Origin of the sequence: Pseudomonas soli (assembly GCF_900110655.1) — a bacterium.
Classification (GTDB): domain Bacteria; phylum Pseudomonadota; class Gammaproteobacteria; order Pseudomonadales; family Pseudomonadaceae; genus Aquipseudomonas; species Aquipseudomonas soli.
Map to the genome: position 1 here is coordinate 312,519 of NZ_FOEQ01000003.1, position 11,325 is coordinate 323,843.

The 11,325-nt window shown below is 63.8% G+C and carries 13 protein-coding genes; 6 read left to right on the forward strand and 7 right to left on the reverse strand.

The genetic code is table 11. The features are described from left to right. Nucleotides 1-52: 52 nt before the first annotated feature. The gene (gene rpoZ / locus BMY03_RS09425; protein WP_008091595.1) at nucleotides 53-316 is read right to left on the reverse strand and encodes a DNA-directed RNA polymerase subunit omega; all 264 of its coding nucleotides are present in this window, start codon (nucleotides 314-316) and stop codon (nucleotides 53-55) included. Between the two features lie 280 nt (nucleotides 317-596). Then, nucleotides 597-1,472, reverse strand: coding sequence for a LysR family transcriptional regulator (locus BMY03_RS09430; protein WP_038707061.1), 876 nt, complete (start codon nucleotides 1,470-1,472; stop codon nucleotides 597-599). Nucleotides 1,473-1,679: 207 nt separating this feature from the next. Between BMY03_RS09430 and BMY03_RS09435 the strand changes: the two genes are divergently transcribed. The 3 genes from BMY03_RS09435 to BMY03_RS09445 all read left to right on the forward strand — a co-directional run bounded on the left by BMY03_RS09435 (nucleotide 1,680) and on the right by BMY03_RS09445 (nucleotide 5,493). Continuing rightward, the gene (locus tag BMY03_RS09435; protein WP_094010901.1) at nucleotides 1,680-3,062 is read left to right on the forward strand and encodes a glutamine synthetase family protein; all 1,383 of its coding nucleotides are present in this window, start codon (nucleotides 1,680-1,682) and stop codon (nucleotides 3,060-3,062) included. Nucleotides 3,063-3,066: 4 nt separating this feature from the next. Next, a complete protein-coding gene (locus BMY03_RS09440) occupies nucleotides 3,067-3,840 on the forward strand; it encodes a gamma-glutamyl-gamma-aminobutyrate hydrolase family protein (RefSeq protein ID WP_023631274.1) in 774 nt (257 codons plus the stop codon). A gap of 111 nt (nucleotides 3,841-3,951) precedes the next feature. Continuing rightward, entirely contained in the window at nucleotides 3,952-5,493 is a 1,542-nt protein-coding gene (locus BMY03_RS09445) for an APC family permease (RefSeq protein ID WP_023631275.1), read from the forward strand. A 76-nt stretch (nucleotides 5,494-5,569) separates the two neighbouring features. Here the strand turns inward: BMY03_RS09445 and gmk are convergent, their stop codons facing one another. Both gmk and BMY03_RS09455 read right to left on the reverse strand, forming a co-directional pair. Next, nucleotides 5,570-6,190, reverse strand: coding sequence for a guanylate kinase (gene gmk, locus BMY03_RS09450; RefSeq protein ID WP_094010902.1), 621 nt, complete (start codon nucleotides 6,188-6,190; stop codon nucleotides 5,570-5,572). Nucleotides 6,191-6,203: 13 nt separating this feature from the next. After that, a complete protein-coding gene (locus BMY03_RS09455; protein WP_038707059.1) occupies nucleotides 6,204-7,067 on the reverse strand; it encodes a YicC/YloC family endoribonuclease in 864 nt (287 codons plus the stop codon). A gap of 224 nt (nucleotides 7,068-7,291) precedes the next feature. On the opposite strand from BMY03_RS09455, the gene rph reads away from it, so the two are divergent. Together rph and BMY03_RS09465 are read left to right on the forward strand one after the other, a co-directional pair. After that, the gene (gene rph / locus BMY03_RS09460; protein WP_038707058.1) at nucleotides 7,292-8,014 is read left to right on the forward strand and encodes a ribonuclease PH; all 723 of its coding nucleotides are present in this window, start codon (nucleotides 7,292-7,294) and stop codon (nucleotides 8,012-8,014) included. Between the two features lie 24 nt (nucleotides 8,015-8,038). Continuing rightward, a complete protein-coding gene (locus BMY03_RS09465; protein ID WP_023629897.1) occupies nucleotides 8,039-8,407 on the forward strand; it encodes a DUF4870 domain-containing protein in 369 nt (122 codons plus the stop codon). A 47-nt stretch (nucleotides 8,408-8,454) separates the two neighbouring features. Here BMY03_RS09465 and BMY03_RS09470 read toward each other — a convergent pair whose 3' ends face one another. Next, a complete protein-coding gene (locus BMY03_RS09470; RefSeq protein WP_023629898.1) occupies nucleotides 8,455-9,234 on the reverse strand; it encodes an exodeoxyribonuclease III in 780 nt (259 codons plus the stop codon). An 80-nt stretch (nucleotides 9,235-9,314) separates the two neighbouring features. Between BMY03_RS09470 and pyrE the strand changes: the two genes are divergently transcribed. After that, on the forward strand, nucleotides 9,315-9,956 hold the full coding sequence (gene pyrE, locus BMY03_RS09475) for an orotate phosphoribosyltransferase (protein WP_023629899.1): 642 nt from the start codon (nucleotides 9,315-9,317) through the stop codon (nucleotides 9,954-9,956). Nucleotides 9,957-10,012: 56 nt separating this feature from the next. Here pyrE and BMY03_RS09480 read toward each other — a convergent pair whose 3' ends face one another. Beyond that, complete coding sequence (locus tag BMY03_RS09480; protein WP_023629900.1) at nucleotides 10,013-10,219, reverse strand: hypothetical protein; 207 nt, start codon at nucleotides 10,217-10,219, stop codon at nucleotides 10,013-10,015. 178 nt (nucleotides 10,220-10,397) lie between these two features. After that, nucleotides 10,398-11,303, reverse strand: coding sequence for an acetylglutamate kinase (gene argB, locus BMY03_RS09485; RefSeq protein WP_023629901.1), 906 nt, complete (start codon nucleotides 11,301-11,303; stop codon nucleotides 10,398-10,400). Nucleotides 11,304-11,325: the final 22 nt, after the last annotated feature.

An 11,325-nucleotide genomic window follows, 5' to 3' on the forward strand; every position in this document is an offset into this window, starting at 1 on the left:
CCTCTTGCAGTAGAAGAGGGCCTTGCGCCGCACGGTGTCGACTGGGCATCAATTAGACGGCCTCGTTGTTCTCGTCCTCGAACGCGGCGAATACCGGATCCTCGGTGACGATCTCTTCGGCGGCGATGAACTCTGGCGTGACGATGCCTTCGGCGATTTCACGCAGGGCGACGACGGTCGGCTTGTCGTTTTCCCACGCAACGCGGGGCTCTTTGCCGCCGGTAGCCAGCTGGCGGGCGCGCTTGGTCGAGAGCATGACCAGCTCAAAGCGGTTATCCACGTGTTCCAGGCAGTCTTCAACAGTTACGCGGGCCATGGTCTTCCTCAGTAGCAAATGCGGTTAGGCGTGCAGCCCAGAATGGGCAGGCGGACTAGATAGTTTAAAAAATCACCAGCCAATAGGGAAGGGCTGTTTTGTCGGGTGTACCTGTGTCGCCTGTATCGCGGGGCAAGCCCGCTCCCATGCATGTGTTCCCGAGTCGGGCAACGTGGGAGCGGGCTTGCCCAGCGATAGGGCCGATCCAGACAACTGGAGCCAACCGCCGATGCCCGACAATAGCGTGCTGTCCCTTGCCGGCACAACCGCCCTTGACGCGTTAACGCAACATCGCGTCGCGCAGGCGCGGGGTCAGCTCCTCGAACAGCGTCTGCACCGAGCGCAGGGCACGGCAATCGGGCCGCGTCAGCAGCCATAACTGGGTGTCGCAGCCGGGCAGCGGGCCGCTCAGTGCCTCGACGCCGGGCAGGTCGTGGACCATGTAGTCGGGCAGTGCCGCCACGCCCAGGCCGGTGGTCACCAGTTGGGCGATGGTCGACATGCCGCTGCACTGGTAGCGCGGGATCAGGCCGGGATGATGCTGGTTACGCCAGACCACGGTGGCGTGGTCCTGCATGGAATCGTCGGGGGCGATCCAGGGCACGCTCAGGGGGGCCTCCTGCAGCCGCTCGCGCAGCGCCGGCTGGCCGCAGACCACATAGGAGGTCGACCCCAGGCAGCGCCCGACAAGGTGCTCCGGCGGCGTGTTGGTCAGGCGCAGGGCGATGTCGGCATCGCGGCGGCTGAGGTTGGCGAAGGTGTTGGAGGTACCCATCTCCAGCGACAACGCCGGATAGTTGGGCATGAACTCGGCCAGCGCCGGCAGCAGCAGGCTGTGCAGCACGGCCTCGGTGCAGGTCAGGCGCACGGTGCCGCTGACCACCTGTTCGCCGCTGGTCAGGGCGATGCGCGCCGCGTCCAGGGCCTGCTCGGCGCGCTCGGCCTGCTCGGCCAGGGCCTGGGCGGTGTCGGTGGGCAGGTAGCCTTTACGGCTCTTGACGAACAAGGCGGTGCCCAGCGCCGACTCCAGCCGGCGGATCGAGCGGAACACCGTCGAAACGTCGACCTTGAGCAGTTCGGCTGCCTTGGCCAGCGAGCGGCCGCGCTCCAGTGCCAGGACCAGGGAAAGGTCCGCATGGTTGATCTGATATTGCATCGGTGCACGCTCTGCTTGCCAAAATGCCAATGTCTGTTGCGTTTTGGCCATTTTATAGTGGAACGGCCCCCGGGAATCAATGCAGCCGGTCGGCAACCAGCCCCCAACGATGGGCCAGTGAAAAGAACAACAGCAGCACCATCGTCGCCCTCCAAGGCGTCATCCGCAGTTCCCACATCGCCGCTCCGAATCAAAGGATGTACAGCCATGACGTCGGTCTCCCCGTGCGCCAGTTCTTCCCGCGAGATGAATGAATTCCTGGATGCCCATCCGGATACCCAGTACGTCGACCTGCTGATCTCCGACATGAACGGCGTGGTGCGCGGCAAGCGCATCGAGCGCGCCAGCCTGCACAAGGTGTACGAGAAGGGCATCAACCTGCCGGCATCGCTGTTTGCCCTGGATATCAACGGCTCGACCGTCGAAAGCACCGGGCTGGGCCTGGATATCGGTGACGCCGACCGCATCTGTCTGCCGATTCCTGGCACGCTGTGCGACGAACCCTGGCAGAAACGCCCCACCGCCCAGCTGCTGATGACCATGCATGAGCTGGACGGCGCGCCGTTCTTTGCCGACCCGCGGGAAGTGCTGCGCCAGGTGGTGAGCAAGTTCGACGACTTGGGCCTGGATATCTGCGCCGCGTTCGAGCTGGAGTTCTACCTGATCGACCAGGACAACCTCAACGGTCGCCCGCAGCCGCCGCGCTCGCCGATTTCGGGCAAGCGCCCGCAGTCGACCCAGGTGTACCTGATCGACGATCTCGATGAGTACGCCGACTGCCTTCAGGACATGCTCGAAGCCGCCAAGGAGCAGGGCCTTCCGGCTGATGCCATCGTCAAGGAAAGCGCCCCGGCGCAATTCGAGGTGAACCTGCACCACGTCGCCGACCCGCTGAAGGCCTGTGACTACGCGATCCTGCTCAAGCGCCTGATCAAGAACGTCGCCTACGACCATGAGATGGATTCCACCTTCATGGCCAAGCCCTATCCGGGCCAGGCCGGCAACGGCCTGCACGTGCACATTTCGTTGCTGGACAAGAAAACCGGCAAGAACATCTTCGCCAATGAGGATCCGCTGCAAAGCGACACCCTGCGCCATGCCGTCGGCGGTGTGCTGGAAACCATGCCGGCATCGATGGCGTTCCTCTGCCCGAACATCAACTCGTACCGTCGCTTCGGTGCCCAGTTCTACGTGCCCAACGCGCCGAGCTGGGGCCTGGACAACCGCACCGTGGCCGTCCGCGTGCCGACCGACAGCAGCGAGAACGTGCGCATCGAACACCGCGTGGCTGGCGCCGACGCCAACCCGTATCTGATGCTTGCGGCGATCCTCGCCGGCATTCACCACGGCCTGACCAACAAGATCGAGCCGGACGCGCCGATCGAAGGCAACTCGTACGAGCAGTTGGAGCAGAGCCTGCCGAACAACCTGCGCGATGCCCTGCGCGCGCTGGATGACAGTGAAGTCCTCAACCAATACATCAGCCCGGACTACATCGACATTTTCGTGGCCTGCAAGGAGAGCGAGCTGGCCGAGTTCGAAGTGTCGATCTCCGACCTCGAGTACAACTGGTACCTGCACACGGTGTAAGCCCATGAGCGCAATTGCGGTCCCCTTGATCGGTGTCAGCGCCTGCCGCCAGCAGGTGGGGAAGAACTCGTCGCACACGGTGGGCGACAAGTATGTCGAGGCCGCGGGCTTTGCCGGGCTGCCGCTGATCCTGCCGGCCCGTGACGGCGGCAGCGACACGCAGGCGCTGCTGGCCAGGCTCGATGGCATTCTTTTTACCGGTTCGCCTTCAAATGTCGAGCCGCATCATTACAATGGCGCGCCCAGCGCGGAAGGCACCCGGCACGATCTTGCACGTGACCGCCTGACCTTGCCGCTGCTGCAGGCGGCCATCGCCGCGGGTGTGCCGGTGCTCTGCATCTGCCGTGGATTCCAGGAACTGAACGTGGCCCTCGGTGGCAGCCTGCACCAACGGGTGCAGGAATTGCCCGGCTACCTGGACCACCGCGAACCTGAGGACGCACCCCTGGAGGTGCAATACGGCCCTCGTCACCCCGTCGGCATACAGCCGGGTGGGATGTTCGAGCGCCTGGGCCTGGCTGCGCGGTTCGAGGTCAACTCGCTGCACAGCCAGGGTATCGACCGCCTGGCCCCGGGCCTGCGCGTCGAGGCACGGGCCCCGGATGGCCTTATTGAAGCGGTGTCGATGCCTGATGCGCCGGGCTTTGTACTCGGCGTGCAGTGGCACCCTGAATGGCGTTTCGCCGAAAACCCGGTTTCGCTGCGCCTGTTCGAGGCGTTCCGCGAGGCCTGCATTGCCCATGCTGCACGGGAGGGTGTGCGCCAGAAGACCCTCTGACGTCACCCGGTAGTCTCGGATGACCCACCCCGGCAGTGAGCTTTCAATGAGTGGAAGCGGGCCCTCTACGGGGGCCTGTGAAAACAATTCCAATAGTTACGGCAAATACTCATGAGCGATTACACAGAAGCCGGCCGCCCACCCGACGTGGCGGCCGACTCGGGCAACACCCAGCGCAGCAAGGGCCTGGCCAAGGGCCGCCTCGGCCTGCTGGCCAGCGTCGTGCTGGGCATTTCCACCATTGCACCGGTCTATACTCTGACTGGCGCGCTCGGCCCGACCGTGCGTGAAGTCGGCGCCCACTTGCCGGCGGTGTTCATCGTCGGCTTCCTGCCGATGCTGCTGGTCGCCCTGGGCTACCGCGAGCTGAACTCGGCGGAGCCCGACAGCGGCACGTCCTTCACTTGGTCGGCCCGGGCCTTCGGCCCGATGATCGGCTGGATTGGCGGCTGGGGGCTGGTGGTGGCCACCACCATCGTGCTGTCCAACCTGGCAGGCGTGGCGGTGGACTTCTTCTACTTGTTCCTGGCGCAGATCACCGGCAACCAGGAGCTGGCCGCGCTGGCGGACAACCTGTTGATCAACGTCACCACCTGTTGCGTGTTCATCGCCCTGGCAGTGTGGATCTGCTGTCGCGGCATGGCCACCACCATGACGGTGCAGTACGGCCTGGTGGCCTTGCAGTTGCTGGTCCTTATCGGCTTCGCCTTTGCCGCGTTCGGCGAGACCACCGCGCCGCCGCCGCTGGCGTTCGACCTGGCCTGGTTCAACCCGTTCGGTGTCGAGTCGTTCTCGGCCTTTGCCGCCGGTCTGTCGCTGTCGATCTTCATTTTCTGGGGCTGGGACGTGTGCCTGACCGTCAGCGAAGAGTCGATCGGCAGCGACGAAGTGCCGGGCAAGGCGGCGACCTGGACCGTGCTGCTGATCCTCGGCCTGTACCTGCTCACCGCCATCGCCACCCTCCAGTTTGCCGGGATCAGCGAGCATGGCTTGGGCCTGAACAATCCGCGCATCCAGGAGAACGTGTTCGCCCACCTGGCCGGGCCGGTCATGGGCCCGCTGGCGATTCTGATGTCCATCGCGGTGCTGGCCAGCACCGCCGCCTCGCTGCAATCGACCTTCGTCTCGCCAGCGCGCACCCTGCTCGCCATGGGTTACTACGGCGCTGTGCCGCAACGCTTCGCCACGGTGTGCCCGCGTTCGCAGACGCCGCGCTACGCGACGATCTGTGCCGGTATTGCCGCGGGCCTGTTCTACGTGACCATGCGTACCCTCAGCGAGAACGTGCTGGCCGATACCATCACCGCCCTGGGCATGATGATCTGCTTCTACTACTCGCTGACGGCCTTCGCCTGCGTGTGGTACTTCCGCCGCAGCCTGTTCGACAGCGTGCGCCACTTCTTCATGCGCGGCGTGTGCCCGCTGGTGGGTGGCCTGATCCTGTCGGTGATCTTCCTGCGCACGGCGATCGACAGCGCCTCGCCAGACTTCGGCAGCGGCTCGCATGTGGGTGGGCTGGGGCTGGTATTCGTGATCGCGGCGATCATCTCGGCGCTGGGTATCGTGCTGATGCTGCTGTCGCGGCTGCGTGCGCCAGCGTACTTCCTGGGGGCTACCCTGCGTCAGCAGGCGACGTTGCAGTTGCAGGAATAAACCAGTCGGAATCCTCGCGGGGCAATCCCGCCGCCACGCCAAACTCGTGGCGGCGGGATTGCCCCGCGATGCTTTTTCAGCCGACCAGTTGTTTCAGCAGTGCTCCATGGCGCTGTTGCTGTTTTTTCAGCAGCAGACGGTTCGATGCGAACACTGCCTTCATTTCTTCCAGTGCCACTGCGAAGTCATCGTTGATGATGACGTACTCATATTCGTCGTAGTGCACCATCTCGCTGACCGCTTCCTTCATGCGTCCGGCGATGATTTCCTCGCTGTCCTGGCCACGGCCGTCCAGGCGTTGGCGCAGGGCCTTCTGGCTTGGCGGCAGGATGAAGATCGAACGCGCCTCGGGCATCAGCTTGCGCACCTGCTGGGCACCTTGCCAGTCGATCTCCAGGATCAGGTCGTAGCCCTGGTCGAGGGTTTCCTGCAGGGCGCTGCGCGAAGTGCCGTAGAAGTTGCCGAACACTTCGGCGTGCTCGAGGAAATCGCCCTGGGCGATCAGTGCCTTGAACTCTTCGTGGACCACGAAGTGATAGTTGACCCCGTGTTCCTCGCCCGGGCGCATGGCACGGGTTGTGTGGGAGACCGAGACGCGGACGCGCTCGTCGTCCTTGATCAGGGCAGTGACCAGGCTGGTCTTGCCGGCGCCGGACGGGGCCGAGACGATGTAGAGGGTGCCGCTGCTGTGGTTCATGGTAGGGGTGGCCTTACTCGATGTTCTGTACTTGTTCACGCATCTGTTCGATCAGCACCTTCAGGTTGACTGCCGCCTGCGTGCTGCGTGGGTCGAATGCCTTGGAGCCAAGGGTGTTGGCTTCGCGGTTGAGCTCCTGCATCAGGAAGTCCAGGCGCCGGCCAGCGGCGCCGCCCGACTTGAGCACACGGCGCACTTCGGTGACGTGGGTGCTGAGGCGGTCCAGCTCTTCGGCGACGTCGCTCTTCTGCGCCAGCAGGACCATTTCCTGCTCCAGGCGCTGCGGGTCGAGCTCGGCCTTCATATCGCCGAAGCGATCGAGGACCTTCTGCCGTTGCGCGGCCAGCATCTGCGGCACCAGGGTGCGCAGGGTGGCGACTTCGCCGGCCATGCTGTCCAGGCGCTCGTTAATCAGCCGGGCCAGTTCGGCGCCTTCGCGTTGGCGGCCGGCCTTGAGTTCGGTCAGGGCTTCGTCGAACAGTGCGATGGCTTCGGCATTGAGCGCTTGCGGATCGGTGGCGTCGGCCACCAGCACGCCCGGCCAGGCCAGTACTTCCAGCGGGTTGAGCGGTGCCGGTTGCTTGATCAGGCTGGCGACGGTTTCGGCGGCGGCCACCAGTTGCGCGGCACGTTCGCGATCGACCTGCAGTGGCTTGCCGGTGCTGTCCTCGCTAAGGCGCAGGGTGCACTCGACCTTGCCGCGCGAGAGGCCTTGGCGCAGGCCTTCGCGTACGGCGCCCTCGAGGTCGCGCAGGGCCTCGGGCAGGCGCAGGTGGGGTTCGAGATAGCGGTGGTTGACCGAGCGCAGCTCCCAGACCAGGGTGCCTTGGCTGCCGGCGCGCTCGACACGAGCAAAAGCGGTCATGCTATGCACCATGGGGAGTACCTCGCGTATTCAGGTGGACGGGGAGCCTGTCGGCTGCAAGGCGCAGGATTGTAGCGCAGTGCGGCGCGGGCGCCCAATCCAGCCATGCTAACGGTCGCCCCTAAACCTGTCGGAAAACACGACAGGCTGCGCGAGCGCGACGACAGGCGTGCCTTCGTCGGGTGTCGGGCTCTATAATGCTCGGCAGATTCAAAGTCCCCGTACAGGTATTCCAGATGAAACGTCCAAGTGGTCGCGCCGCCGATCAGCTCCGCTCGATCCGCATTACTCGCAACTACACCAAGCACGCCGAAGGATCGGTTCTGGTCGAGTTCGGTGACACCAAGGTCATCTGCACGGTCAGCGTCGAGAACGGTGTTCCCCGCTTCCTCAAAGGCCAGGGCCAAGGTTGGCTGACCGCCGAGTACGGCATGCTGCCGCGCTCCACCGGCGAGCGTAACCAACGCGAGGCCAGCCGTGGCAAGCAAGGCGGCCGCACCCTCGAGATCCAGCGCCTGATTGGCCGCTCCCTGCGCGCCGCGCTGGACATGAGCAAGCTCGGCGACATCACCCTGTACGTCGACTGCGACGTGATCCAGGCCGACGGCGGCACCCGCACTGCCTCGATCACCGGCGCCATGGTCGCTCTGTGCGACGCCCTGGCGGTGATCAAGAAACGTGGCGGTCTCAAGGGTGGCAACCCGCTCAAGCACATGATCGCTGCGGTATCGGTGGGCATGTACCAGGGCGAGGCCGTGCTCGACCTCGACTACCTCGAGGACTCCGCCGCCGAGACCGACCTGAACGTGGTCATGACCAGCGCCGGTGGTTTCATCGAGGTGCAGGGCACCGCCGAGGGCGCGCCGTTCCAGCCTGACGACTTCAACGCCATGCTGGCGCTGGCGCAGAAAGGCATGGACGAAATCTTCGAACTGCAGAAGGCGGCGCTGGCCGACTGAGCAGACACCAGGGAGGTGCGGGATATGAACGACTCGGATCTGCCGATCACCCCGCCCAGCGCCGATGTCCGGCAATGGGCGATGTTCTGCCATCTCTCGGCATTATTGGGGCTGGTGCTGCCCCTTGGGCATTTGCTGGGCCCGTTGGTGCTGTGGCACCTCAAGCGCGAGCAGGACCCGTTCATCGATGCCCAGGGCAAGGAGGCGCTGAACTTCCAGATCAGCGTGACCATCGCCGGTTTCGTCTGCTTCCTGCTGATGTTCGTGTTCATCGGCATCCTGCTGTTCGCCGTGCTGATGGTGGCGGTGCTGATCCTGATCATCCTGGCAGCGGTCAAGACCAATGAAGGGCAGCCATATCGCTATCCCTTCATCTGGCGGCCGATCAGATAGACACAAAAAAGCCGACCTGATGGTCGGCTTTTTTGTGCGTGCCATCCTCAGATGGTCAGCGTCCAGTCATAGTCCACGATCAGCGGCGCGTGCTGGGAGAAGCGCGGCTGGCGCGGCAGGCGAGCGTTGCGCACGAAGCGGCGCAGGCCTGGGGTAAGGATCTGGTAGTCGAACCGGTAACCCAGGTTGAGCATCTCGGCCTGCTCGTTGTCCGGCCACCAGCTGTACTGGTCGCCTTCACGGCTGACTTCGCGCAGGGCATCGACATAGCCCATGTCGCCGACGATGGCGTCCATCCAGGCGCGCTCGGGCGGCAGGAAGCCCGGCGACTGCTGGCTGTCACGCCAGTTCTTGATGTCTAGCTTCTGCTGCGCCACGTAGAACGAACCGCAGTAAATGTACTCGCGACGCTTGCGGCGCTGCTTGTCCAGGTACTTGGCGAAGTCGTCCATCAACTTGAATTTCTGGTTCAAGTCCTCGTCGCCGTTCATGCCCGAAGGCAGCAACAGGCTGGCAATACTGACTTTGTCGAAATCTGCTTGCAGATAACGCCCGTAGCGGTCGGCTGTCTCGAAGCCCAGGCCGGTGATGACTGCCTTGGGCTGCATGCGCGAGTAAAGTGCCACGCCACCTTGGGTGGGCACCTCCGCGTCGCAGGCGTAAAGGAAATAGCCATCGAGCTGGAAAGCTGGGTCGTCGAGTTCAAAGGCCGAGGCGCGGGTATCCTGAAGGCAGATGACGTCGGCATTCTGGGCTTGCAACCAGCTGAGCAATCCACGCTCGGCCGCAGCCTGAATGCCATTTACGTTCACACTGATGATCCGCATAAATGGCCCCAAAAATCTCGTGCGTGTATGATACCCGAGCTCAACACATTTAGCTAAATCCGTGGTGTCCGGGACCTTTCATGCAGCCGTATCAGCGCGACTTCATCCGTTTTGCCATCGATCGCGGCGTTCTGCGCTTCGGTGAGTTCACCCTGAAATCGGGGCGTACCAGCCCGTACTTCTTCAATGCCGGTCTGTTCAACACCGGGTCCGCCCTGGCGCAGCTGGGGCGTTGCTACGCGGCGGCCATCGTCGACAGCAAGATCTCCTTCGACGTGCTGTTCGGCCCGGCGTACAAGGGCATTCCGCTGGCAGCCACCACGGCGGTGGCGTTGGCTGACCAGCACCAGCTCGACGTGCCATGGTGCTTCAACCGCAAGGAAGCCAAGGACCACGGCGAGGGCGGCAACCTGGTCGGCGCCCCGCTGGCCGGCGACGTGCTGATCATCGACGACGTGATCACCGCCGGCACTGCCATCCGCGAAGTGATGCAGATCATCAACGCCCAGCAGGCCAAGGCTGCTGGCGTGCTGATCGCGCTGAACCGCGAAGAGCGCGGCAATGGCGAGCTGTCGGCGATCCAGGAGGTCGAGCGCGACTTCGGTATCCCGGTCGTGAGCATCGTCTCGCTGACCCAGGTACTGGAATTCCTGGCTGACGATCCGCAGCTCAAGCAACACCTGCCGGCGGTCGAAGCCTACCGCGCCCAGTACGGTATCTGACGCGCACACGGCAACGGAAAAGGCGACCCTGAGGTCGCCTTTTTCATGCCGGTGTTTCAACGGCCGTTGGGGTAGGGGTCCTGCACGGCGTCGCCGACACCAGTCAGGATCTTCCAGGCCCGCTTCGGGTGGGAGATGGTGTCGAAATCGGGGCAAGGCGGTAGTGACTTCTTACCCTGATTGGAGTACTCGTAGCCGCAGTCGGCACACTCGTAGCTACCTGCGGAAACATCGCTGCCGTAGGGAACCTCGTCTTTTTTCATCGCTGGATCTCCTGTGTGTGGGAAGTCTCCATGCTAATCAGCCGATGAAAGCAGATGTTGTAGTACCCGTCCGACACTGCTGTGGGGCTGTTCTGGGCAGTGCTCGTTTTATCGCGCTACAAGCCCGTACCCTCCATCTGCGTGGGGGGCGGGCTTGCATAGCAGTGGGCTGGTTGAATCAGCGTGGCTTGCGGTTGCTGATCAGCGTGCCCACGCCGCTGTCGGTGAAAATCTCCAGCAGCACGGCATTCGGCACGCGGCCGTCGATGATGTGCGAGCTGTTCACGCCGCCCTGGACGGCATCCAGCGCGCACTTGATCTTCGGCAGCATGCCACCGTAGATGGTGCCGTCGGCGATCAACTCGTTGACCTGCTCGGTGCTCAGCCCGGTGAGGACCTCGCCCTGCTTGTCCATCAGGCCGGCGATGTTGGTCAGCAGCATCAGCTTCTCGGCCTTCAGCGCCTCGGCCACCTTGCCGGCTACCAGGTCGGCGTTGATGTTGTACGACTCGCCGTTGGCACCCACGCCGATCGGCGCGATCACCGGAATGAAGTCACCCTTGACCAGCATGTTCAGCAGGTCGGTGTTGACGCTGACGACCTCGCCGACATGGCCGATGTCGATGATTTCCGGGGTGGTCATTTCCGGGGTCTGGCGGGTGACGGTGAGCTTCTTGGCGCGGATCAGCTCAGCATCCTTGCCGGTCAGGCCGATGGCGCTGCCGCCGTGGCGGTTGATCAGGTTGACGATGTCCTTGTTCACCTGGCCGCCCAGGACCATCTCCACCACGTCCATGGTCGCCGCGTCGGTGACGCGCATGCCATCGATGAAGTGGCTGTCGATCGACAGGCGCTTGAGCAGGTCGCCGATCTGCGGGCCGCCACCGTGAACCACCACCGGGTTGATGCCTACAGCCTTCATCAGCACGATGTCACGGGCGAAGCCGGTCTTGAGCTCCTCACTCTCCATCGCGTTGCCGCCGTACTTGATCACCAGGGTCTTGCCGACGAAGCGGCGGATGTAAGGCAGTGCTTCGGACAAAACCTCGGCTACATGGGAAGCGGCATCGCGATCGAGGGTCATGCAGGGCTCCAGGTAAGGAACG

Coding starts and splice junctions, on each gene's coding strand:
- rpoZ (WP_008091595.1), bottom strand. CDS start 316: ATGGCCCGCGTAACTGTTGAAGACTGCCTGGAACACGTGGATAACCGC.
- BMY03_RS09430 (WP_038707061.1), bottom strand. CDS start 1,472: ATGCAATATCAGATCAACCATGCGGACCTTTCCCTGGTCCTGGCACTG.
- BMY03_RS09435 (WP_094010901.1), top strand. CDS start 1,680: ATGACGTCGGTCTCCCCGTGCGCCAGTTCTTCCCGCGAGATGAATGAA.
- BMY03_RS09440 (WP_023631274.1), top strand. CDS start 3,067: ATGAGCGCAATTGCGGTCCCCTTGATCGGTGTCAGCGCCTGCCGCCAG.
- BMY03_RS09445 (WP_023631275.1), top strand. CDS start 3,952: ATGAGCGATTACACAGAAGCCGGCCGCCCACCCGACGTGGCGGCCGAC.
- gmk (WP_094010902.1), bottom strand. CDS start 6,190: ATGAACCACAGCAGCGGCACCCTCTACATCGTCTCGGCCCCGTCCGGC.
- BMY03_RS09455 (WP_038707059.1), bottom strand. CDS start 7,067: ATGGTGCATAGCATGACCGCTTTTGCTCGTGTCGAGCGCGCCGGCAGC.
- rph (WP_038707058.1), top strand. CDS start 7,292: ATGAAACGTCCAAGTGGTCGCGCCGCCGATCAGCTCCGCTCGATCCGC.
- BMY03_RS09465 (WP_023629897.1), top strand. CDS start 8,039: ATGAACGACTCGGATCTGCCGATCACCCCGCCCAGCGCCGATGTCCGG.
- BMY03_RS09470 (WP_023629898.1), bottom strand. CDS start 9,234: ATGCGGATCATCAGTGTGAACGTAAATGGCATTCAGGCTGCGGCCGAG.
- pyrE (WP_023629899.1), top strand. CDS start 9,315: ATGCAGCCGTATCAGCGCGACTTCATCCGTTTTGCCATCGATCGCGGC.
- BMY03_RS09480 (WP_023629900.1), bottom strand. CDS start 10,219: ATGAAAAAAGACGAGGTTCCCTACGGCAGCGATGTTTCCGCAGGTAGC.
- argB (WP_023629901.1), bottom strand. CDS start 11,303: ATGACCCTCGATCGCGATGCCGCTTCCCATGTAGCCGAGGTTTTGTCC.